Source organism: Candidatus Aminicenantes bacterium (assembly GCA_011049425.1).
GTDB lineage: Bacteria > Acidobacteriota > Aminicenantia > UBA2199 > UBA2199 > UBA876.
This window is the reverse complement of sequence record DSBM01000116.1, coordinates 1-23,895: the sequence shown is the minus strand read 5'-3', so window position 1 is coordinate 23,895 and position 23,895 is coordinate 1. Positions and strand designations below refer to the sequence as shown.

At 55.9% G+C, this 23,895-nt stretch carries 20 protein-coding genes; 3 read left to right on the top strand and 17 right to left on the bottom strand.

All coding sequences use genetic code 11. The features are described 5' to 3' along the window. Positions 1 to 41: 41 nt before the first annotated feature. Positions 42 to 641, bottom strand: coding sequence for a hypothetical protein (locus ENN40_07630; protein ID HDP95213.1), 600 nt, complete (start codon positions 639 to 641; stop codon positions 42 to 44). Continuing rightward, complete coding sequence (locus ENN40_07625; GenBank protein ID HDP95212.1) at positions 638 to 1,969, bottom strand: hypothetical protein; 1,332 nt, start codon at positions 1,967 to 1,969, stop codon at positions 638 to 640. The genes ENN40_07630 and ENN40_07625 overlap by 4 nt, the downstream gene beginning before the upstream one ends. Positions 1,970 to 2,181: 212 nt before the next feature. Between ENN40_07625 and ENN40_07620 the strand changes: the two genes are divergently transcribed. Next, on the top strand, positions 2,182 to 3,609 hold the full coding sequence (locus ENN40_07620; GenBank protein ID HDP95211.1) for a hypothetical protein: 1,428 nt from the start codon (positions 2,182 to 2,184) through the stop codon (positions 3,607 to 3,609). A 363-nt stretch (positions 3,610 to 3,972) separates the two neighbouring features. On the opposite strand, the gene ftcD is transcribed toward ENN40_07620, so the two are convergent. The 8 genes from ftcD to ENN40_07580 all read right to left on the bottom strand — a co-directional run bounded on the left by ftcD (position 3,973) and on the right by ENN40_07580 (position 10,561). Continuing rightward, positions 3,973 to 5,628 carry a glutamate formimidoyltransferase gene (ftcD, locus tag ENN40_07615; protein HDP95210.1) on the bottom strand — a complete coding sequence of 552 codons (1,656 nt, stop codon included), beginning with the start codon at positions 5,626 to 5,628 and terminating at the stop codon, positions 3,973 to 3,975. A 15-nt stretch (positions 5,629 to 5,643) separates the two neighbouring features. Continuing rightward, positions 5,644 to 6,321 carry a tRNA (guanosine(37)-N1)-methyltransferase TrmD gene (gene trmD, locus ENN40_07610; GenBank protein ID HDP95209.1) on the bottom strand — a complete coding sequence of 226 codons (678 nt, stop codon included), beginning with the start codon at positions 6,319 to 6,321 and terminating at the stop codon, positions 5,644 to 5,646. Next, positions 6,318 to 6,815: a hypothetical protein gene (locus ENN40_07605; GenBank protein HDP95208.1), complete on the bottom strand. Its 498-nt coding sequence runs from the start codon at positions 6,813 to 6,815 to the stop codon at positions 6,318 to 6,320. Before ENN40_07605 ends, trmD begins: the two co-directional genes overlap by 4 nt. A gap of 6 nt (positions 6,816 to 6,821) precedes the next feature. Beyond that, entirely contained in the window at positions 6,822 to 7,064 is a 243-nt protein-coding gene (locus ENN40_07600; protein ID HDP95207.1) for a KH domain-containing protein, read from the bottom strand. A gap of 10 nt (positions 7,065 to 7,074) precedes the next feature. Continuing rightward, a complete protein-coding gene (locus ENN40_07595; GenBank protein ID HDP95206.1) occupies positions 7,075 to 7,320 on the bottom strand; it encodes a 30S ribosomal protein S16 in 246 nt (81 codons plus the stop codon). A gap of 31 nt (positions 7,321 to 7,351) precedes the next feature. After that, positions 7,352 to 8,689: a signal recognition particle protein gene (locus ENN40_07590; GenBank protein ID HDP95205.1), complete on the bottom strand. Its 1,338-nt coding sequence runs from the start codon at positions 8,687 to 8,689 to the stop codon at positions 7,352 to 7,354. Positions 8,690 to 8,756: 67 nt separating this feature from the next. Next, positions 8,757 to 10,142: an MATE family efflux transporter gene (locus ENN40_07585; protein ID HDP95204.1), complete on the bottom strand. Its 1,386-nt coding sequence runs from the start codon at positions 10,140 to 10,142 to the stop codon at positions 8,757 to 8,759. A gap of 62 nt (positions 10,143 to 10,204) precedes the next feature. Then, complete coding sequence (locus tag ENN40_07580; protein ID HDP95203.1) at positions 10,205 to 10,561, bottom strand: efflux RND transporter permease subunit; 357 nt, start codon at positions 10,559 to 10,561, stop codon at positions 10,205 to 10,207. Between the two features lie 119 nt (positions 10,562 to 10,680). On the opposite strand from ENN40_07580, the gene ENN40_07575 reads away from it, so the two are divergent. Then, on the top strand, positions 10,681 to 12,888 hold the full coding sequence (locus ENN40_07575) for a heavy metal translocating P-type ATPase (GenBank protein ID HDP95202.1): 2,208 nt from the start codon (positions 10,681 to 10,683) through the stop codon (positions 12,886 to 12,888). Positions 12,889 to 13,006: 118 nt separating this feature from the next. Here ENN40_07575 and ENN40_07570 read toward each other — a convergent pair whose 3' ends face one another. Together ENN40_07570 and ENN40_07565 are read right to left on the bottom strand one after the other, a co-directional pair. Beyond that, positions 13,007 to 14,902 (bottom strand): hypothetical protein, encoded by a 1,896-nt coding sequence (locus ENN40_07570; protein HDP95201.1) that lies wholly within the window; start codon positions 14,900 to 14,902, stop codon positions 13,007 to 13,009. Positions 14,903 to 14,931: 29 nt separating this feature from the next. Next, positions 14,932 to 16,788, bottom strand: coding sequence for a hypothetical protein (locus ENN40_07565; protein HDP95200.1), 1,857 nt, complete (start codon positions 16,786 to 16,788; stop codon positions 14,932 to 14,934). 122 nt (positions 16,789 to 16,910) lie between these two features. Here ENN40_07565 and ENN40_07560 point away from each other — a divergent pair, with 122 nt between their 5' ends. Continuing rightward, positions 16,911 to 17,774, top strand: a complete 864-nt coding sequence (locus ENN40_07560; GenBank protein HDP95199.1) for a hypothetical protein — start codon at positions 16,911 to 16,913, stop codon at positions 17,772 to 17,774. 239 nt (positions 17,775 to 18,013) lie between these two features. Here the strand turns inward: ENN40_07560 and ENN40_07555 are convergent, their stop codons facing one another. From ENN40_07555 to ENN40_07535, 5 genes are all read right to left on the bottom strand, one after another. Next, on the bottom strand, positions 18,014 to 18,337 hold the full coding sequence (locus ENN40_07555; GenBank protein HDP95198.1) for a hypothetical protein: 324 nt from the start codon (positions 18,335 to 18,337) through the stop codon (positions 18,014 to 18,016). A gap of 5 nt (positions 18,338 to 18,342) precedes the next feature. Further along, positions 18,343 to 19,104 (bottom strand): hypothetical protein, encoded by a 762-nt coding sequence (locus ENN40_07550; GenBank protein ID HDP95197.1) that lies wholly within the window; start codon positions 19,102 to 19,104, stop codon positions 18,343 to 18,345. 378 nt (positions 19,105 to 19,482) lie between these two features. Beyond that, entirely contained in the window at positions 19,483 to 20,904 is a 1,422-nt protein-coding gene (locus ENN40_07545; GenBank protein ID HDP95196.1) for a sigma-54-dependent Fis family transcriptional regulator, read from the bottom strand. A 338-nt stretch (positions 20,905 to 21,242) separates the two neighbouring features. Beyond that, positions 21,243 to 21,806: a hypothetical protein gene (locus ENN40_07540; protein ID HDP95195.1), complete on the bottom strand. Its 564-nt coding sequence runs from the start codon at positions 21,804 to 21,806 to the stop codon at positions 21,243 to 21,245. 36 nt (positions 21,807 to 21,842) lie between these two features. Continuing rightward, positions 21,843 to 23,216 (bottom strand): NAD-dependent succinate-semialdehyde dehydrogenase, encoded by a 1,374-nt coding sequence (locus ENN40_07535; protein HDP95194.1) that lies wholly within the window; start codon positions 23,214 to 23,216, stop codon positions 21,843 to 21,845. Positions 23,217 to 23,895 lie beyond the last annotated feature (679 nt).

Here is a 23,895-nt window from a genome sequence, read left to right as displayed (position 1 = left end):
GTACTCCTGATCTGAATAAGACCAAAACAATTCCCGGTTCGTCAGCGCAGCCAGCCGGGGGGAACACCTGCTTTGCGAGCCCGCTCATACAACTCTTCCAATTCCAGTTTCAGTTGACTCAACCGTTGCGCTTCTAGCTCATTGCGTTTCCTTAACTCGTCCAATTCCGTCTTTATGCGCTGTTTTTCAAGCGGCAGGTCCTGGTTCAGGTGCTGGGTATGCAGCAGGTTCAAGCGCGACTGATTCTCACGGACCCGGTTTTCCAGTTCCGCAATGCTTTCCTCCAGCCCCCGCTTTAATTGCTGCCAATATTCCGGAGTCCGCCTGGCCTCACTTTCGGGGGATTGGGAATCCACCACGCCGTCGGCGGCGATCACCAGGGGTTGTACTTCCGTCTGGGGGACATTCTCCGTCTGGGAGCCGGATTCGGCAAAACCGGGCTTGTTGCGATCCTCCGCGATATTTTTCAGGTTGCTGTCCGTGATCTGAACCTGTTTCTGCTGCTCCTGCTTAAGCTTCTTGCGACGCTCGGCTTCTTGCTTGCGCAATTTGACAAGGTCGATACTCTGGGCGTCAAGCCGGGAGGGCAGAGAGAGCCCACCCAGTAGGCAAATCGCAACAATCAGTGTGCCGAATTTCATCTGGCCATGATTTTCAGGGAAACCCGCCGGTTCAGGCGGCGCTGGGCCTCAACACTGTTGTCAAATGTGGCTTCGCTCTCACCGTAAAAATTTGTATCAAAAAATTCATCGCCGATGTTCATACGGTTCTTCATATATTCCTTGACCGCTTCCACACGTTGCTGCGACAATTTCAGGTTGTACTCCTCGTTGCCGATGCTGCAAGTGTATCCCTTGAGCACCACCATATACTCTGATTTGCCTTCCAGAAACCGTGCGGCTTTATCCAGATCAGCCGTCGCCGCCTCGGATAATTCCGCGCTGTCCAGATCGAATAGCAGGTCCACGGAAAACTCGGATACTTCAGATGTTTTTTGCGGCCGTTCTTCCTGTTTCAACTTGTCCAGGATGGGGATCTCTTCGGTTGAAATGGGAGCGGCTTCAACTTCACTCTCCGGCAGGAGTGCAACGTGATGGCCCAATTCCACAGGATAACCGCCATCCAGAATTTTGACCGTGGAATTGGTGTTCTGGGGATATACCACAATCCCGGTTCCCACAATGACGGGAGGCAGATCCGGCTTCACGTACTTGTAAAAAAGCACCAGGTCTCCCCTGCGAGCCACGTCCCGCCCCAGGTTCACGGCCACCATGTCGCCGCTGGATGCAATTTCCCGGGGCACATCCTGCTCGATATCCAGGTAAACCACACGTCCCCGGACACCCGCGTCGGGGAGCCGGGAATCCAGGTACTTCAATTGACGCCGGTAAACCGGCTCCTGCTTTTCAAACGACAACAGGAAATGGCCGATTTCAGCTGGAGACGGGGCGTTGACCAGTTCGACCACGGCGCGATCCGGATAAACACAAGTAACCACGGCCTCTCCACGAAAACGATAATAGGTCCCCAGACTGCCCACTGAAAACGGATCTGGGATTTTCCCTCCCCGTGAAACCACCTGGAAGCGGTCGCCTTCACGAATCCCCGCACTTGCTCCCTCATTGATAAACACGAGGTCCCCACGAGTAAAAATGCTGCGATCAAAATCCAATTGTTCGGCTCCCACGATGCGGATCGAATCATCGATACCGGGGCTGATCACAAACGAACCATACAGATCGGCCAGCGATACCAACAGTGATTCATCTTGATAGGTATAGGCTGTGCGGATATTGAGTTTCCTGGGTTTCTGCACGGCATCACTCTGGGCGGTCAAAGTCGCTCCCAAAAACAGAACGGCCCAAATCAGGATTGTCTTTTTCATGGCAGTCTCCTGTGCATGCAAAGCCGGGACATTTGCGCCGTCCCGGAGCCTTCGGCGCCACGTTTCGCTCTCCCCAGTCGCCATGGCGACCGCGCGGGCCGCAGGGCGGTTGCTTTCCCGCTGTTTTGTTCCAAACTCACGGTATTTTAGATAAAACAAAACCTTTGTTTTGTCAAGATAAGGCTTTTTTTGCTTTAGATCCGCGTTGTTGACAACCGCTTAAATTTAGGGTATTTCTCTAAGCAACAGTTGGTAATGACCGGCATGACTGCCGGGAAGAGAAGGGATGGAAATTGATGCCCAATCGAGTTATTGAGAAACCTGTGGCCGAATTGTACCGCCGCATTCACGTTGAACGTCTGGACGGCGTGGTGCAGATCCAGGACGCTCATTTCACCAAAGCCCTTTATTTCCGCCGGGGCCGCCTTGAGTTCGCCCGCACTACGGTGATCCAGGAAAGACTGGGTGAAATCCTTTACAAACTGGGAAAGATCAATCAGACCCAGTTCTGGAGCCTGCACAAAATGATGGAGGGTCGCAAGGATCGACTGGGACAAGTGCTGATTCATGCGCGAATCCTGGATTCCCAAACCCTGGCACTCGCACTGGCTCACCAGGCAGCTGCAATCGCGGTCGGCGCGCTTTCACTTAACTCAGGGACATGGGAATTTTCTCCTGAACTACCGGAGATTCCCGAAGATTCCCGGCTGGGCATTCCCATTCCCCGTATCATTGCCATGGGCATGTCACGCATGGCCAATCTCGCCTATTTTCGCAACCGCTATTACGACCAGACGGCCAGTCGATTTTCCCTGGACCCGGAATTGCTGGCTTCTTTGGGTTCCGAAACCCGCACCCTCTATGAGCAATTGCCAAAATTGACCGGCATCGCCTGCGGTACATTCCACTTGCACCTGAAATGTACGGAGGACATAACCTGGACCCATTTGGTCCATCTCTACCTGATCAATGGTCTCGGGTTCAGTGAAGTCAGTCACGCGGACAAGGAAATCGATCACAACATCGAGAACATGCTGGCTCTCTTTAATCGGATCAACAGCGGAAACGCCAGTCATTACGATATACTTGGTTTGAAAGACACCGCGAATGAGGATGAAATAAAAAGTGCTTATTTCCGACTGGCCAAGCAATTGCATCCGGACCGCCTCGGAAACGCCCCGGATCCGGGAATCCGCGAAAAGGCCAACTTTGTTTTTTCCGCCGTCAATAAGGCCTTTGACATTTTGAATGACCCCCAGCGGCGACGGGCATACGATACCGGAGAAACGGAAGAGGATGAATCGCAAGGCCGAACCCAGAGCAACCTGAGGGAGCGGGCTCGCATGCTCTACCAAAAGGCCAAAACCCTCTACTCGCGACATCGCTTCTGGGAAGCCGCCACCCTGATGGATGAAGCGGTGAAACTGGATAACGACAAATCAGCCTACTTCATGTTGCTGGGAATGGCCCAGGTTCACATCAGCTCATTGAGAAGGTCGGCGGAACGCAACCTGAAACGCGCCGTGGAACTCGACCCCTGGAACGCCGACGCGATTGCCGGCCTGGGTCTGCTTTTCCAGGAAGAGCAACTGGTCAACCGGGCAGAGGGATTCTTCCGCAAAGCCCTTTCCATCAACCCGGATCACAAAATCGCGCGCAAGCGCCTGGAAGATCTGAACGGTGGCGCCAAAGGCAAACGATCACTTTTCGGAAAAAAGAAGTAGTTATTGTCTCCTGCTACCTGTAATCTTCTCTTCAACTCGTTCTTGTGATGAGAACTCACGAGTGGTTGTGATGAGGCGCAAAGCGCCCTGGTGATGAGGGAACTTCCGGGTTCTGTGATAGAGAAAAACCAGGCTCTGAATAACGAATAAGGAAGAACGAATGAAAAAAGCCTCTCACGTTTTTTTTCTACCTTCTACTTTCTGCAAGGACCAAAAAGGGCACTTGGCCAGGGGCAAGAGGCAACGGGCGTACGGGCGGTTCACGAACCGCCCCTACCGCTGTTTTCCTGTCACCTGTCTCCCTGCCACCTTTTTTCAACTTCTTTCCTCTCCAACTTTCCAACTCTCCAACTTCCCAACTTTTCAACTCTGTTTAAAAGCTTCATCCATGATTTCACGAATACGGGCAGCCGTCTTGTCCACCCGGGCCATCCACTGGTCGGCTTGTTTTACCGTTTCCGCGGCAAATTCACGGTCCTCGAATCCCTCAAGGTTGATGCGCACGTTGTACCAGGCCCCGCGGGCGCAGGTTGCGGCGGCCAGCCCGGCCACTCCGGCATCGGACAATGAATTCGGGTTGCCTTTCGCCGCGGCCTCAACCGCCAAACCGGCGGCATCTACGGCCTTCTCCAACACACCGAGTGGTACACATACGGCCCCGCGGGTGGCTTCATCCAGGGCCTGCTGCCTGAGAGCAGCCTCTTCATCCGATCCTTTGGGCATAGACAGGGCATCCATAATGCGGTTAAAGGCCTCGGTATCACGATCAATGGCATCATTAAAAAAGGCGACCAGTTCCTGACCTTTCTCCGCCAAAACGATCATCTCTTCTTTCACCTCTTTAAACTTGCGTTTGCCGCTGGTCAAGTTGGCCACCATGGTACTCAACCCCGCGGAAAGTGACCCCATGAGAGCGGACACGCTGCCGCCCCCGGGAGCCGGGGAATCAGACGCCAACTCCTCGGTAAACGCATAAGTGTCCATTGACGCCAACCGCCCCTTGCGCTGAAAACGGTATTCAATGATGCGCTTTTCTACATCAAAAGGGGCGAGTTCATCCAGGCCCAGGCTTTGTACAGCCACGCGCACCAGTTCATTTTCGGAAACCCCGGTAGAGACCCCTTGTCGAGAAAGGAAGTGGCGTCCGCTTTCCACCATGGCTTGCAATGGAATCAACCCCACCAATTCGCTGCCCGTCACGCGCACGCCGAACTCACGCCCGAAGCGGTCGCACTCCTCAAATACCCGGTACAAAGGGGCCTCATGAAAATTGAGAATATTGACGGAAACCTGGGCCATGTTGTACTCATCGATATACCAGCCGATTCCCTGCACGCCTTTGAGCGTTCCGGGCACGGTTTCCCTTTTCCCGGTTTGCGGGTTTTTTGCCTTGTAGCCCTTTTCCCGCACTCGCTTGGCGATTTTATTGGCCAGTTTCACGCTACGCGTATTGAGATTAACGTTGTAGGCAATCAGAAAGTCGCGGGCACCAATTACCGTGGCCCCGGAACGGGGATTGAATTCGGCCGCGCCGAAATCGGGCTGGAAATTTTTCTGCTTCAGTTTTTCCGGCAGGGCTTCATATTCGCCGCGCCGGATATCGGGCAGGCGCCGTCGCTCCGGGCGGGTCGCCGCTTCGGCATACAGGTACACGGGAATCTTTAACTCTTCGGCCACACGTTTACCGACCTGGCGGGATATCTGTACACAATCCTCCATGGTAACCCCGGCTACCGGTACGAATGGACATACGTCCGTGGCTCCCAGGCGCGCGTGCGCGCCGCTGTGCCTGGACATGTCAATCAATTCGGCCGCCTTGCGGATGGCGCGGAATGCCGCTTCGCCGATCTTTTCCGGCGAACCCGCAAAAGTCACCACGGTCCGGTTCGTATCCTTGCCCGGATCCACATCCAGCAACTCCACATCGTCGACCGTACAGATCTCAGCCGTGATGCGATCAATAATCGCCTTGTCCCTGCCTTCGGAAAAATTGGGCACACACTCAACAATGCGCGTCATGATGTCCTCCTGTTCTCAGTCTGCCTTTTTTTTTCTTTCGCGTTCGGCGGGCGGGTGGAAACAGTTTTTTTTGCGCCATTCACTGATTTCGTGATGGTGACCGGAAAGCAACACCTCCGGAACCACATGGCCCCGAAAATCCCGGGGTTGGGTGTATTGCGGCCAAGCGCCCTGTCCTTCTCGGTAATATGAATCCGTGGCCACGGATTCGCTGTTTCCGATCACACCGGTAATCATCCTCGCCACGCTCTCGACCAGAACCGCCGCGGCCAGTTCTCCTCCCATGAGTACATAAGGGCCAATGGAAAGTTCTTCGTCCACGCGCTGATCAATAAACCGCTGGTCCACGCCTTCATAGCGACCGCAAACCAGGATCAAGTGGGACTCCATGGATAATGCTTTTACCCGTTCCTGCGTCAGAATGGGCGCGTAAGCGGAAAAAAGGATCACCCGGCCCGGACGCAATCCGGAAATATGATCAACAGCCCGGAACAATGGAGTCGGTTTCATCACCATACCCGGACCGCCGCCGAAAGGACGGTCATCCACTTTGCGGTGCTTGTCGCGGGTAAATTCTCTCAGATCAAAAGCGTCTATGCGGATAATCTCGCGTTCCATTGCTTTGCCCAGAAGTCCGAATTTCAACAGGTCGCGAATCATCTGCGGGAAAATGGTGACCACTGAAAAGATCATGCGTTCAAGTCCATTAAACCCTCGGGCGGTGCAATCACCACCCGTCGTGAAATGATATCGATGTGCACAACAATCTCCGGGTGCCAGGGCACCAGTACACGGCGTCCCTGGTATTCCAGTTCCAACAACGGGTTGACGTCACGCTGGTGGACATCGGCAACAACGCCGCAGTCGTTTCCCGTGGTATCCACCACCTTAAAACCCCGAAGGGAACTGGATTCGCCGTTGTTTACGTCTGCGGGCCGATCCAGCCACATTTCAAACCCCACCAGGCGATATGCCTCTGAAATGGAGTGACAACCCGCGAAAGCCAGCACCCATTCTCCCCGGATACTGCGCACACCCTCCAACGCCAGGCTAAGGCAACGGCCTCGAGAATGAAGCCTGAAGAGAATTCCGCCTTGGAGGTCCCGCCCACTCAATTCGGAGGAGGCCTCTAATACGACCTCCCCCTTGTTCCCCCGGGTTCTTGAAATTCTCCCCAGAAACCGCAAAGAGTTTTACTGCTCGTAACGCTCGATGATTTCCAGGTTAAAGCGCCTTCTCTGTTTCATTCCGGCAGCGGCCAGAATCGTCCGGATCGCCCTGGCGGTCCGGCCCTGCTTGCCGATTACTTTTCCAAGATCGCTCTGTGCTACACGAAGTTCAAGAATGGTTGTCTGTTCGCCGTCAATCTGGGTCACGGAAACCTCTTCGGGATTGTCAACCAGTGATTTGCATACCGTTTCCACCAGTTCTTTCACGTTTCCCTCCTTAATTTTCAGATCGCAGGACTTTTTTCAACAGCGATCGCACTGTCTGGGATGGTTTCGCTCCCTTTTGGATCCACTCGTTGTATTTTTCCATGTCGAGTTTGATTTCAGCTGGTTCACTCATGGGGTTATAATGTCCGATCAAATCAATATAACGTGATTCTCTGGGTTTTTCACGGTCAATCGCCACAATTCGATAGAAGGGTCGATGTTTGGTTCCGGCGCGGGTCAGTCGTATGGCTACCATGGGTGTTTCTCCTCAATTGCAAATAGAGAATTTACCCCATTTTCCGAGAAATGTCAAACCTTTTCATCATGCGGCGGAACATGGGTTTGCCCATGGTTTTGCGCATCTCCTGGTAGCCTTTCAACAAGCGGTTGACTTCCTGGACACTACGCCCGGCCCCGCGTGCAATGCGCAAGCGGCGACGACCGTTGATCAGTTTGGGTCGGCTGCGCTCCTGTGGTGTCATGGAACGGATAATGGCGATCATATGGACGATATTCTTGTCATCCAGTTCAGCACCTTGAAGGGCAAGGGCTTTACCTCCCATCCGGGGCAGCATGCCCATGATGTCCTGCAGAGATCCCAACCGGGTCATTTGTGTCAATTGTGCGGCGAAATCTTCCAATGTAAACTCATTGCGCATCATGCGACGTGCCACCTGTTCGGCTTCCCGCTGGTCCAGTTCCTCTTCCGCCCGTTCGATAAGCGACAACACATCGCCCATTCCGAGAATCTGCGCGGCCAGGCGGTCGGGATGGAAGGGTTGCAGATCATCGGGCTTCTCCCCCGTGCCCATGAACATGATGGGCTTACCCGTGGCACTGACCATGGACAACGCGGCACCGCCGCGGGCATCCGCGTCCATCTTGGTTAGAATGATTCCGGAAATCCCCACCGCCTCATTGAAACGACGTGCCGACTCCACCGCGTCCTGACCAGTCAGGGCGTCGCCGACAAACAAAACCTCTTCCGGATTGAGCGCGCGTTTCAACGAGATCAACTCCTGCATGAGCGTGTCATCAATGTGCAGCCGCCCGGCCGTGTCGGCGATCACGCGATCATAACCCGTTTCTCTGGCCTCCCGCAACAACCCGGGAACCTGGCGCTCAAGGGAAATGTCTGTTCGCGCCCGGTGGCAGGGAACATCCACTTCGCGGGCCACGGCCGCCAACTGCTCCTCCGCGGCCAGTCGCTTGGGATCCAGGGAACTCAACAGCACGCTGTCTCCCCGGCGCTTCAGGAAAAGAGCCAGTTTCCCGGCCGTAGTGGTTTTTCCCGTTCCCTGAAGGCCCACCAGCATGATGACTCCGGGTTTGCGCTGTGCCCGGCCCAACTCTTTGCGCGTTTCTCCCAGTAAGCGCGTCAATTCCGCCTGCACGAGCTTGACCACCTGCTGGTATGGGGTTAAACTTTCGCGCACTTCCTGACCCAGGGCGCGTTCACGTAGTTTGGCGACAAACTCCTTGACCACCAGGTAGTTCACATCCGCTTCCAGCAGGGAAAGGCGGATCTCCCGCAACGCCTGTTTCATATTGTCTTCCGTGACCGTGGCTTCCCCTTTGAGGTAGCGCATCACCTTGGTCAGGCGTCCACTTAAATTATCCAGCATGATTGTTTGCTCCCACTTGATTTTATCACATGATGCAAATCCGCCAAACGCCCAAATAAGCCGGATTTCACGCCGAGTGGATCCGCGGTACGGTCCAATTCCCCCGCAGATATAAGCTCCCCATCAAGGCGGCGGTCAACGCGTTTGAAACCAGCATGCCCCACCAGATCCCCAGGGCGGCGCCCGGCTGCCCCGGACCTCCGAGCCAGACCATGGCCAGGTAGTAGACCAGGGGAACCCGAAAAATCCAGATCCGGGACAGATTGGTGAACATGACCGGAAGTGTGTGCCCCGCACCCTGGAAAACCCCGTTCAGCATCACAACCACGGCAAAAAAGATTACCGAGGGCGCCACCAACCTGAATATAGGTTGTCCCAGGGCCATGACTTCCGGCTCCGCGGCAATAAAAATTCCGATGATCCAGCGCCCCGAGAAAGCGGTCGCCAGCATGGTGGGCAGCAACACGCCCAGGACCATGCGCATGCCACGGTTGACGGCCAGGCGCGCCCGGGCCACATTTCCCGCGCCCAGATTCTGCCCCACAATGGCGGTTACTGCCTGAGATACGCCGATGGCCGGCATCATGAACAGGTGCACCACCCGGATGGTAATGCCGTAAGCGGATACCACTTCCGTGCCGAAACGGTTGACGATTCCCATCAACACCAGGAATCCCAGGGAAGCGCCGGACATACCGATTGAAGAGGGTATGCCGATACGCACCATAAGGGAAAACAAGTCCCACCCGGGCAAAAGATGGCGGGGACGAAGGAAAAAACCCTGGTTGGGCCTGAAGAACCGCCACATTCCCATCCCGGAGGCCACAGCCCGGGATAAGACGGTGGCCAAAGCGGCACCGCTCACACCCAGGACCGGCATTCCCAGCCAGCCGAAAATCAGAATCGGATCCAGTATCAGATTCATTCCTGCCGAAATCAACTCGATCCGCAACGGGGAACGGGTATCGCCATATCCATTCATCACCGCCCGATACACAAAAAAGGGGAACGCCGCGGGCATGCCGATCACCATGATGCGATAATAGTCCAGCGTCTGCTGCAAGGCCTCAGGCGGGGTGCGCAACAAAACCAGGAAATCCCGGGCCCAGATCAGGCCCACGGCCACAAAAAAAATGGAAAACCCCACCATGTAGGAAAACAGGTTGCCGGCCGCCCGGCGCGCCTGCTCCGCATTACCGCTCCCCATGTATTGGGAGACCAGTGAAGTGCCGGCCACGGAGAATCCCATGCCCAGCGAGATAATGAAAAAGATGATGTTAAAAGAGATTACCGGTGCAGCCAGGGCTGAACTACCGAGTTTGCCCAGCCAGAACGCGTCAGCCAGATTGTAGAGAGTCTGCACCACCGATGCCAGGGCCAAAGGAATGCCCAACCCCAGAATGGCGCGGACCATGCCTCCCTGAAGCATTTCAACACGGTGATCTCCGGACATGGTCTCCCATTATACTCCAGTTGGGAGTTCCGGCAAGGCATCAGGCAAGCCTAATTGCCGGGTTACCGCGCCAACTTCAGTTTCGCCTGGTTACCGATACGGTACATGACGGGAACCACAATCAGTGTCAGAAAAGTGGCAAAGGTCAAGCCGAGGATCACCGTCCACGCCATGGGTCCCCAGAACAGGGAATTGTCTCCGCCGAAGTATAAATACGGACTTCCTGAGCGCAACAGCGAGGCGAAATTGATGTTCATCCCCAGGGCCAAGGGAGTCAAGCCCAGGATGGTGGTGATGGCGGTCAAAAGCACCGGACGCAAGCGGGTTCTTCCCGCCTGGATAATGCACCCGATGGATTCTTCCAGGGAAATATCACTGCCGGCGCCCCCGACGGAATTATTTTCGTATTGTAGTGGAATTGTTGTTCAGACTCACCAAAAACCTGAATATTTCGCCTGTTCTCAACCAGGCCATACCCGTATTGGTCACCGGTGATTGACTTTCATTCCCGCTCAACCAGTGCTACACTGGTGCCGGCATGAGCGAGAAAGATTCCACCGCTACGAATGAATCCCGGCTCTCATTCGGCATTCGGGGTATGACCTGCGCAACCTGCGCACGCCGGATTGAACAGCGTTTGTCCAAGACGCCGGGAGTGGATTTCGTTTCCATCAACCTAGCAACGGAACGGGGCTTTGTGACCGGTTCACCCGCGCTGACCCTGGAAAAAGTGGGCCAGAGCGTCCGTGAGGCCGGGTACAACATCGATACCGAGCCCCCGGGACAGGATGTTGCTGATCGGCACTTTCGCCGGGCCCGGGCCAACCTGTTTCGAGCCCTGCTGATCACGCTTCCGGTCACCCTGTTGATGATCCTGCATATGTCCGGGATTCATGTCCGCGGTATACCGTGGATTGAGGTTGTTTCCGGGATTCTATTGTGGGCGTTTCCCGGCCGCGGCACCCTGCGCAGTGCCTGGATCGCCTTGGTTCATCGCCACACCAACATGGATTCCCTGGTTGTGATGGGCAGTGCCGCGGCCTGGGCTACCGGTTTAATGAATGGACTGGGGGCCCCGGTGCTCTCCTTCGGCAGCCTAGCCACCATGCTGCCGGCCCTGCATTTAAGCGGACGCTACGTGGAATCCCGGTTGCGACGTCGCGCCGCCTCGGCCATCCACGGCCTCCTGGCCCTGCAACCCGATGAAGTCGACCTCATCCATGAGAGCGGCACGATCCGCGTTCCCTCGGAAAGCGTCAAGCCGGAGAGTCTGATCCGGGTACGATCCGGAGAACGCATACCGCTGGACGGAACGGTTGCAAACGGCCGGGGCCTGGTGGATGAAGCCATGGTGTCGGGTGAACCCACCCCCGTACCCAAAAATGAGGGCGATGCGGTCATCAGCGGTACTATCCTGCAGTCGGGCTCCCTGGAGATTGTGGTTACCCACGTGGGAGCGGACACCTTTCTGTCCCGCATGATCCGCCTGGTCGAAGAAGCCCAATCATCAAAAGTGCCGATCCAGGCCCTGGCGGACCGCATTACCCTGGTGTTTATTCCCGTGGTCACCGCCTGCGCGCTGGCTGCAGGCGCGGCATGGTTCTGGGCGTATCCCCACCTGCAGCCCCTGCTGCAAAGGGCGGCGAGCTGGCTGCCCTGGGTGGTCTGGGATGCCGGCGCCGCATCCACCGCGATCTTTGCGGTCGTGGCGACACTGGTTGTCGCCTGTCCTTGCGCCCTGGGGCTGGCCACGCCCATGGCCTTGACAACCGGAAGTGGGGCAGCCGCACAACGCGGCCTGATCATCCGCAACGGCGAAGCCATCCAGATGTCACAGGAAATGGACGCGCTGCTTCTGGACAAGACCGGAACTCTGACCCAGGGTCATCCGCGCGTGGTTGAGAATACCCTGTCCCCTGAAATGGTCGGCGTGGCCGCCGCCCTGGAGCACCACTCCATTCATCCGCTGGCCGAGGCGGTGGTTCGCTACGCGGAAAGCATCCACGCTCCCATTCCGTCCAGGGTTGAGCAAATCCGTGAAACAGCCGGACAGGGAATCAGCGGCCGCGTGAACGGCAACCGATTCTATCTGGGACGCCCTGAAAAATCCGGCGATTACCCGCATTGGCTGCGGGCTGGATACACGGTTGTGGAGTTGCGCCGTGATGAACACGCAATGGGAGGATTGGCCACGGCGGACACCCTGCGCGAAGACAGCGCCGTTTCGGTGGCGCGGTTCCGCAAAGAGGGCATCCGTGTCATCATGGTAACCGGGGATCACGAAGCCGCGGCCCGGGCCGTGGCCAAGGCTGCAGGCATCGATGAGGTTTTTGCCGGTTTGACCCCCGAAGAAAAGGTGGAAATCGTACACCGCTTGCAGCGAAAGGGCTTGCAGGTGGGCATGGTGGGGGACGGACTCAACGACGCCGCCGCGCTGAAAACCGCGGATGTGGGCATTGCCGTGGGTGAGGGAACGGACCTGGCCATGGAAAGCGCGGATATGGTGATCGTTCGCGGTGGCCTTTCGCGGGTCGCGGATGCCGTTGACATCTCGCGAATTACTTTCCGCGCCATCCGCCGGAACCTCTTCTGGGCATTCTTTTACAATCTACTGGCCATCCCCCTGGCCATGGCCGCCCTGCTTCATCCACTGGTGGCCGAGGCCGCAATGTTCTTCAGCAGCGCCAACGTGGTGTTGAACGCGTCGCGGGTTCCCGGGAAAGTCAAACAAAGGCTGTCAGAGTAAAAAGAGGCTTTTTATTGTCCTCTCGCATCGCGCGAAGCAGATAAGGCACACGAATTGGAAAGCCCCTGGCCGGAAAATCTTTTCCGGCCAGGGGCGGCTATGGTTCTTGATTCAGCAGTTAATCGCGGGAAAATACTGTTTTCTTGCTTTCCTTGTCGGAACCGGACACCTCCGCCACAACGGTGACGGCGTATTGCCACTCAGCCGCTTCATCCTGCGTGGCAAATCCCGGGGATTCATCACGATAGGTGTAAGCGGTGTCGGAATTCACGTAGTCCATCGAGGTGTAAGGCGTACCCCATTCGGTTTCGCCCACCTGGCGCCGGTAGATGTTGAAGTGGGTCAGGTTTTCGAACTTGTTGTCGTTGCGGGCATCCGTTTTCCAACTCAACTCGTTGATGTAACGGCGCAAAAAGAATCCGCGGATCAGGGATTCGGACACACCGGCCTCAGTTGGCTGGAAGGGCGCGTCAATCACTTCGACCGTGATGGCCTTGTGACCCATGCGGTTCAGGTTGTCGGCCACAAAGTAGTGAATTTCGTAGAATCCGGGCTCCTGGAAGGTCACATCCAGGTTCTTGCCGTTTTCCCATAAACCCAATTTGTGGATGTACCATGTATGGTTCACGATGCTGCCGTTCACCTTGACGGTTTGGCCGCTTAAGCGGGTTTGTTCCTTTGTGATAATGGTGGCAGGCACATCCGTGATGTTGACCGTGGGTCCGCCGGGCTCCTGGGGCAGCATGCGGTACCACACCCGGGTCTGGCAGTGTTCGGGGAGTCCGTTGCAATTGCGGTCGGTCCAGACACAATGCATGTTACCCTCATAATCCACGTCGATTTCCATGCGGATGGGGAAACGCGAGGTGTCATCAACTTCAAACAAAGGCGATTTGAAATCTTTGGTGAAACGCACCGCCACGGGCAGGAAACCATCCGCATAATTTATTTGCGTCATGGCGTAGGCCACGTCGTTTTTGGCAACCGCCAATCCTAGGAACTCCTGGTGGCCGGGACCGATGTTGGGACCGGGACGCCACTCTCCGTTGTACGGTTTGTAGATAGACGCGATGCCACCGGAGCGGAAAGAACAGGTTCCGTATATGTCGCCCGTGGAGGTGGCGGCAATCTCCGGCCAGTAGCCGCCGGCATGAATGTTGACCGGGGCCTTGCCGCGACGCTCCGTATAGCCGTCCCGGGGCATGTCCTGGCCGGCCACTGTCCAATCGCCCGTGTCACCGTCCATAAACAAACCGTAAAGCCGACCCTTGGAAAAAACATTGTCCTGGTGAATGGTCACGCTTCCCGGAAGCGGATCCTGCTCGTGATTCAGAAAGGCGCAGGAGTAATTGGTGCGATAGGTCCATTGCGTGGAACCCTTTCTCAGGATGCTGACCACGATCTCGCTGTCATGGTTCTTGTAATTGGCGCCTTCCGGATGGGGCACGATGTACTGCCAGGTCATGTAAAGGTCGTCGGTTTCCGGATCGTAGCTGAGACGCGGCCAGGCGGAGTTGGGTCTGTCCATGAGGACTATCTGATTCGTCCACACGCCATTTTTGTAGTAGGCATACCATGTATCACGGTTGGCGCTTGCATTGCCGTCATGATAAGAAATATGTATCGTGCCTTCCCTGTCCTCCAGGACCTGCGGAAAACCAGCGGAATAACGCCGGTTCACCGCCACAGCCGGAAACTGGTCCAACGCGGGACTCCACTGGCCGGTGGCGGGGTTGTGGGTCCGGTACACGATGTTGGCGCGGGACACGCTTTCGCCCTCTTCCCACATCACGATCACGCGGCCGTTGCTCAACACCTTGACCACTGGATGCATCGACCAGTAGGGATCAAGTCCACCCGACCAAGACACACATGTCTTGTCTTCGCGGGCGTTGACTCGGGAAAAATCGATCTCTTCCCGGGCGCTGTCGGATGAAAGGTCGATCTTTTCACCCGCATTCAGAAAAGGCGTCGCTACGGCGAACGCCAACAGAACTATAAGAATTCTCTTCATGTTTTCCTCCTCAATGGTTCCTCAACCGCCTACAGACGGAAGCGATAAACAAAACCTAGATGCAGACGCAGCGTGTCGAGTTTCGCCTCATCTTCAAAATCCGCGATCTGATGCGTACCGAATCCATAACGCATGTCAAAGAAGAGGTCAACCTGCGGCGCCACCGGATAATATACTCCGCCCACCAGGCCGAATCCCCAGCGGGTCACGTAACCGGCATCGGGATTGTAATCATTGGTTTCCTTGGCGTTGAAGGCGATGGCGGTCGCACCCACATAGGGTTTGAACTTACCGCCCGCTTCGAACACGTAGCGCGCGCCCAGTGCGATAGGCGCGCGAACGATCTTTGTTTCCGCATCCACACCCAGGATGGTTCCGGTCTTTGTCGAGTAAGCCACGTCAATGAAACCTTCCACGTGGGGATGGAATGCGTAGATCAAGCGGAAATCAAAGCTCACGGCGCTGGAGCCGTAAACTTCCTTGAACACCTCGTCGGACATCATGGACAAGCCGATTCCGGCTCCGATTCCGAGACTGGGGCTCCATTCCTTTTCCACTGCCGGCTCCCTGAGAACTTCCTCAGCAGCCGGTTCCACGGTTTCCGGTTCAGCCGCAACTTCCGGTTTTTCGGGTTCCTGCATTTCTTCTTCTATCGCCGGCGACGGCGGCAATTCGCCTTTGAACTTCACAAAGCGGCCGGATTTCGGATCCTGGACCATGACACGAACGCGTTTGCCGTCTTGCAGGCAGACCAACGTATCCGCCAGTTGTCCGGTTTTGCGGCTCAGCAGGTGATGGGTGATGAGAAGATCTTTCGGCTCCAGACCTGAAGTCACCAGTGCCTGGCTCTCGTATTGAGCGTCGACCACGATGTCCGCGCGCCGGGCTTGATTATCATTCACCACGAATACGTGATCTCCGGCATCATCGCTGAGCACCTGGTCCTCTGAAATCACCACGGCATCGATCACTTCACGCTTGAGCAACTTGAAAGAAAGCGGCTCCGCGCCCAGGCGCTCAGCCGGATCTATAACGGTGAGGCGTACAACGTTGTTTTCCACGCCGGCCACCACGGCGGTCATGCCGTTACCCAAGTCGATCTCACTTCCAAGGGGGAAGAGATCCAGGTCAGCCGGGTCAACTTCCAGATCCGCCGTTTTCAGGCGGGGATTGGTTACCTTGGCGACTTCGGTTCCGGCTTCCACTTCCGTGCCGGGAACAACCAGTAACTCCACCGTGCCGGTCTGGGATGCAGACACTGAGGCCTGGGGCGACCGGGCCTTGATTTCTTCCAGACGGGCCTGGGTTTCCTCGATACGGGTCTTGGCCTGGGCTTCCGCCGCCGGGCTGCGTTCCTTCCAATGTTCCCGGTTCCAAAGGATCTTTTTCCAACGCTCCAATTCAGCTTCCGCTTCACGGGCCTCTGCTTCCAGGCCTTCGTTCAACATTATCAGCACGAAACCCTCCGAAACCAGGTCCCCATCAGACACCTTGATGTCTGTTACGGTTCCCGAAATCGCAGTTCGCGCGGTCAGCACCCGGGGTTGAAAAACCACCGAGTAGCTTCTGTATTCTCTAAACAAACCGGTTTCAATTTTCTGAACCAGTACTTTGACCTTTTTCGGACAATCCGGTTCAGTCCGAGCTGCCTGCTGGGCGGACACCAATACGGGAACCAACAGCGCCAGGCCGGCAGCAAAATTAAACCACCACCTTACTTTCATAAAAGCCTCCGTACTTTGATTGATGAATAAGAACATAACTGCTGCGGTCCGGATTATATCGAAGGGTCGCCTGGAAGTCAACAAAATCACCGGGCAATCAGACCGGACTCTTGCGCGAAAAGTTTGACTTTCACCGAGGCTTCCTATAAAATCGCCTGACATTAATATCAGATGAAGACGAGCGAAAAGCAGTTAATTCGTATTCCCGTCATATTGTTTTTCACGATCGGTCCGATCATGACAAACCCGCGGGCACAATGGGTCCAGCGTCCACTCTGATGGCAATGAACAATCCGGCAAAGAAAGCGCCGCGGATGCGTTCCGAAGAAGTCATCGTCCAATTTTCCGGGGGAATCGACTCGCTTTACACGGCGCTGTTCCTGGCCAAGCAATACAAGCGCATCCACCTGCTGACGTTTGACAAAGGTTATCTCCACTGCGGGTTGAACTTCAGCCGCCCCAACGTTCGGCGCCTGGAAGAATTGCTGGGGCCGGAACGCGTGACCTTTGAAATCGTCGATATCCGGCCCCTCTTCCGCGAAATGGCGATGAAAGGCCTGCGGCGCAACGCCCGTGAGTACGGCAACGAGATCGCCTGGTGCATCCCCTGCCGCGCATCCATGGCGCTTTCCTGTGTGCTCTACGCCCTGGAGCACGGCATTCCGGCTTTTACCGACGGCGCCAACTGGGAACAGGCCCCGGGCAGGGAAACCATCCTGGTTACCGCCGACAATTATCCCGGATACCTGCAATTGATTCACGATTTCGCGCGCGATTTCCAGGTCCGCTATTTTTCACCGGTTTACGAATTGAACTCAAGACAAGAGCGACGCCGGCTTCTGCTGGAACAGGGCTTTCACATTGACTGGAACAGTCTCGACGTCAAACGCCCCAAATCCCCACTCAACCTGTTCAATCCACGCTACTACCGACGCTTTCAGCCGATCTGCCTCTCCGGTTGGCTGGCCCACTGGAAACGCAATATCTTCCATGTACGGGAAGACACGTCAGAGAAAAGGGTTCTGGATTTCATTACTCCCCGCCTGGATCGTGTGCGCCGGGATTTTTTTCCCGCCTACTTCCAGGATCGCGGCCTCGACCTGGATGAGATACTGGCCCGGCGCAGTCCAGTGGGAAATGAAAAGTAAAAGATCTCTAACGTTTCGTGTGGGGAAGCACACATTGATGATTGGCTAGCGGTTGTGGGGATGAGTGCCCAGAGGGCATACATACCCAGAGGGCATACATACCCGCAGGGCATAAAGCATAAGCGAACGCAAACGTAGGTTCCGGGGACCCATGGTCTGAGACAGGATGGTCGGCTTAATACGCAAAAAGACCGCAATGGGTCTGGGCCGAAGTGGTGAGCGGTGAATTCCTGTTTTCTTTATTTCTCCTGGTTCATTGCTGCCCACCATCCGTCTAACTGAACCAGTACCGTGCTGATCTCTTTCAGGATTTCTGCCAGACGCGTACTTTGCGGATGCAAGCGCCGCAAACGACTTTGCGCGGAATCAAGGCGCCGGCGGGTGCGGTCAACCAGCGCGTCACGGCAGGAAAAACGCTCCATCAGGCACCGTTCCAGCCAGCCATCCAGGGTGTCCACCATATGGCGCAAGCGGTTGCTTTGGCTTTTGTCTCTACACCCGGCCAGGCGCTCTTCCAGGGCATCAATCAACAACACCAGGGTCAGCATGAAATCCACAGGCACGATCTTCACCTGTTTTCGCGACAGGCTTCAAGGCATCGGCCCATCTGGTCAAGGGCGGCAGCCAACCGTCGCATCGCCGGCCACAAACCGCGGCCGGCGCGAACGCGTTGCGTCAATTCAGTGTGGGCGGCGGCCAACTCCGGCAGCACGACCATGGACTGATCCAGCAGGGCCAGTACACTGTCTCGTTTCTGCAACAGTTTCATCCCGGCTTTTGCGACCCGCTCCCGTCCGGAAGGTTTGTCCGGCCAGGCGTCGGAAACCTGCCAGCGGAAACGCCGCGCAAAACAGCGCTCCACCCAGATGCGACAGTCCCAGAGATCCGCCGCCATTTCCCGGCACAACTCTGCAAAGACCCCCTCGTTCACGCACAAGATGCGCCGCACCAGCTTGAAGGTGGTGACCCCGCGGACCGCATGCGGGATTGAACTGACCAAACCCGCGGCAACAGCCGCCACCGGGGGCGAGATCCATTGACAGGCATGCTGCTGCAGCACGGTTAAATCCTTGCGCACCCGCTCCGCCTGTCGATCCAGTTCAACCATGGAATCGCGCTTGATCAGGGACAGCAACAATGCCGGGTAGGCCGCCAGGTATTCTGTGGCTTTTTCGCGGTTGCGGCGGCGGTTTTCGCTGAATACCCTGGGCTCCAGGTCACGCGGGTTCACTTGATCCAGGACCCGGCTTTCACGGTAGCGCAATTCCCACTCTGCATCCATGACCTCGATGTAGACGTCATCCAGTTGATTACCCAGCGTTTCACTCATGCGCGCAAAATCAGTGAAACGATTTTCCAGGCGATGGATGGCACAACCGCCGCATAGCCCGATAACCCAACTTGCCAGCAGGAACCATGCAATCCGGAATGATTCCGGTCTCCGGAAAGGAAACAAAGGCCCGGGACCGGCGCAAATACCGCGCCGGCCCCGGGTGGACGCACGGTCCTGGAGACCGGATATTTGCAAGCATGTCCGACTAGGGTCAGCGGCCGCCTGATGTCGCCGCCGCCGTTTCCCCGCAACGGGCTTTCTTAAGCAGAAACGATGCCAGCAAACAGTCATAATTTTTCGCCTTTTTATCATGCTTTCCAACTGTAGCTTCTCTTTTGATTCTGGCTCCGCCAAGAACCATTCTGGCTCGGAACGCTATGCCGTCGGCCGCAAACGATGCTGGTGGACGAAGTTCATGAAACGTTTGTACTCTTCAGCCGACAGGTTGAACAACTCCAGGATATTGCGATAACGACCCCGGCTCAAACGCAATGCGCGCTCAATCACCTCGATCACTTCCGGACGATTCAATTCCCGTTCCAGGAAAGGTTTGCGCACCGCTTCCCAGAATGTCTCGCCTTCATCCAGACGGCGCCATGCTGTTTTGACCCGGCAATTGTCGGCGGCTACCGGTTTATCCCGCACACAGCCGTGATCGATCACCAGCCGAATCCCCTCCGCGTTAATCGGGCTTTGCAACAGGATGCCCGCCCGCTTGAGCACGGTAACCAATTCACGGATGTTGCCCGGCCAGTCATGCCGGAGCATGACATCCCAGAATCCGGGCGCCAATTCTTTGCCTTTCAGAAAATGCTGATGGGTGTTGACCAGATGACGGATGTCTTGCGGACGCTCACGCAAAGGGGGAATTCCGATCTGCAGTACCTGAATGCGATAGTAAAGATCCTCGCGGAAACGCCCTTCCGTTACCAGCCGCAATACATCCCGATTCGTGGCGGAAATTACGCGTACATCCGATTGCTTTTCCTGCACTTCACCCAAGGGACGAAAATTTCCGGATTCAATGAAGCGCAATAACTTGGCCTGAAAGGAGACGGGCACTTCCGTGATTTCGTCCAGGAAAAGGGTTCCTCCCCGGGCACCGGCCACCAGGCCCTGGCGATCGCTGCGTGCGTCGGTAAAGGCTCCGCGGCAATGCCCGAAGAGTTCACGCTCAAACAACTGTTCGGGAATGGCCGGTGTATGGGCCACCACAAAAGGCCCCCGGCGGCCGGAATACCGGTGGATCAATTTGGCGACATGGTTCTTGCCCACTCCGGTTTCGCCGGTCAACAAGATGGGCTCATCTTCAACCGCGAAGCGCAGCACCTGATCCCGCAGATCTTTGATAACAGGACTCTCTCCGGTAATTCCTCCCACTCCCCGTTGAGATTGCCGAATATGCTCGACGACCTCGTCCATAATCTCAAAAATCACCTGGAATGCGCGCCGGTCTTCAACAGAAAACTCCTTTTTGGGCCCACTGTCGACATAGAAAAAATAAGAGGAATCCAGGGGCTGAATCATGACACTGCCGAAACCTTCGGAGTCGTCAGCGTTTCGGATTCCTTTCAATGAAGTGTACCCGGAAACCGTTTCCCGGCAAATGGATGTCCCGTATTTCAGGCTTTCCTCTACGGCGGTGCGGCAAAACCCCGAGGCTTCGTCTATTGAGTGACCGTTGATCTCCCGGCCATGACACCACAATACATGCCCGTTCCGGTCGTAGATCATGGCCATGGAAACCTGCTTGCGGTCCAACATCTCCTGGACTTTGCGCTTGATACGCTGCACCATGCTTCCCTCCCGAGATCGATCTTGCAGGCAATAGTCCGTAAGCAAGCAACACGCAACATCGGTGCCATGCTACAAAAAAGCGCGGAAACACTGTTCCCAAGCTGGATTTTTCTTTTCCGCCCAAACCGGAACCCGCCCCAAGTGTAAATTTTGGAAACACTTAATGCGGCAAATCGCACAAGAAGCCGGGACTATGCAGCTTTCCAACCAAGTGCGCCTGAATGTAACCATCCGTTACACTTGGCTTGGTTAATGGGTTTATCCAAACATATTGGTTTTATCCGCTCCAGACCCTTGTTTAATCATGTTACATCTGAAAGCCGCCGCAATGCCGTGAATCAGAATGTCAAATGGTGTTTGTCGGCTACGGCCCTGAACTCCGGATTGACAATGAGTTGATTGCGCAGAAACGAGCGTCCGCCCTGGATCTCTGTCAACAACTGTTTGCGCTCCGCCTCATCAAGGCGACCGTTTCCATTGCGATCCGCGAAGCGCACGACTGCGTATAGAAGATCCAGTTCAACCATGGACAAGGTCTGGTTGTCGGACACGAGTCCAGAGAAACGTTCAAACAACTGCAGACTCAATTCCATTTCAGTTTCATCCAGTCGGCCGTCCGCATTGAGATCAGCGTAATCCAGGACCCGGTTCAAAGTGGTCAACATCTCTACGTCCGGCTTGTGCAGTCGCCCGGTCAGTCTCCGCACCCGCAGGCGCACACCCGGGTCCGACACGCCCGCGGGTCCGCTGGTAAATCTTCCAATTACCCCACCCAGTTCGCGCCTGCCGTCCACAGTGATCGTTTCCAGTGATTTGGCTAAGCCCGGATCATCTCTCCGTGTCCACTGGATAAATGTTTCGGCAATTTCCTTTAACCTCAGCTCATCCCTTTTTGTAGTCATTTATTGAATCTCCATGGCTGCTGCTTGCCCGTTTGATCACGACCTACCATCCATCCACACGCTCTTGATGTTAACAAACTCACGTATTCCTTCCATCCCGAGTTCGCGACCGTATCCCGATGACTTAATACCACCGAAAGGCAAGCGAGGATCGGATTTTACCATTCCATTCACAAATACGGCACCCGCTTCTACGCGGGCAGCCAGGTCATGGCCCTTGTCCAGGTCCCGTGTCCATAGCGAAGCCCCCAGTCCGTAGCGGGACGAATTGGCCACGTCAACAGCCTGCTTTTCACTGGCCACACGCAACACCGCCGCCACCGGGCCGAAAGTTTCCTCTCTGGCCGCGACCATATCCGGCGTGACATGATCCAGTAAAGTGACCGGATAAAAGAAGCCTTCTCCCGCAGGCATTGCTCCTCCCAGGAGCGTGGCGGCGCCCGCGGAAACCGTTGCCTCAACCTGCCGATGCAGTTCGCGGCGGAGGTCGTCACGGGCCAGCGGCCCCACCTCTGTTTCCTCATCCATGGGATCGCCCACACGCATGCACCGCAGTGATTCTCGAAAAAGCTCTACAAAATCGTCCGCCACGGACTCCACCAAGATGAAACGCTTGGCGGCGATACAGCTCTGGCCCGAATTGATGGTACGGGAAACGGCTCCGGCCCGGGCGGCCGCTTTCAGGTCCGCATCCGCCAGAACAACAAAGGCATCGCTGCCACCCAGTTCCAGAACGGTCTTTTTTACCACCCGGCCCGCGGCAGCCGCCACGCACCGGCCCGCTTCCTCGCTTCCCGTAAGTGAAACCGCCGCCACCCTGGGGTCCGCGATCAAAGATTCCGCTGCGGCGGCATCCACCAGAAGGGTCTGGAAAAGATTGGGGGGAAGACCGGATTCACGCCAGATGGCCTCAATGTCCAGGGCACAACCCGGCACATTGGATGCGTGCTTCAACAGGACCGCATTTCCGGCTATCATCGCGGGAACGGCAAACCGAAACACCTGCCAGAAAGGAAAATTCCACGGCATGATGCCCAGGATCACCCCCAGGGGATCATAACGCACATAGCTGCTAGGGGCGTCGGTGGCAACATCACGCATGGCCAGCATCTTTTCTCCCTGTTGCGCGTAAAACGCACATACCCAGGCGCATTTTTCAGCCTCGGCTCTGGACTGAGAAATGGGTTTGCCCATTTCCGTGGTCATTCGCTCCGCCCACTCGGACGCACGTGATGACAATATTTCCGCCGCAGAACGAACCACCCGCGCCCGCTGTTCCATGGGCAACCCGCGCCAATGTTCAAGCGCGGCAACGGCCCGGTCCAATGCGGCGTTCAACGCGTGCGCATCCAGGGGCATGTAGTCTTTGATCCGTTTGCCGGTCGCCGGATTCACTGCAGATATGGGCATGGTTCCTCCCCGCGCCAGGCTTCCTTTTAACCGGAACCTGCGCGCCCCATCAGTCTACGCAATCCTGCGCGGATTCTCAACTTTTCAATTTTTCACTTTCTTTTCAACTCGCGCTTGTGATGAGAACTCACGAGCTTTTGTGATGAGGCGCGAAGCGCCCTGGTGATGAGGAATCTTTCGGGTCTGTGATGAAAATCAAGGAATTCCGAATAACGAATAAGAGAACGAATAAAAAATCCTCGCGTAGTGCGCGGTTTTCTACTTTCTACGTTCTACAAGGACCAAAAAGGGCACTTGGCGAGTGGCCAGTGGCAGAAGCCTAAGTTGAAAGTCGAAAGGAAACAGACAAAACCTTGTGATGGCACTAAGGAGCGTTAGTGATGAGGAAACCGGCCAGGCAGTTCAGCTCAGAAGGCCTGTCCGAACTGTGATGATGCACTTATAAGCGCTGTGATGCAAAAATGGGGGCGTTCCCAAAATCGGAGGATGGCTGTCTCCTGACGCCTGTCACCTTCTTCTCAACTTCTTCCCTCACTAACTGTTTTTCCTATCAACTTTTAGGATCTATTACGTTTTGTGTGGGTAAGCCCGCATTGATGATTGGCGAGAGTTTGTGGGAGAAGAGTGCCCAGAGGGCATACATACCCGTAGGGCATAAAGCATAAGCGAACGCAAGCGT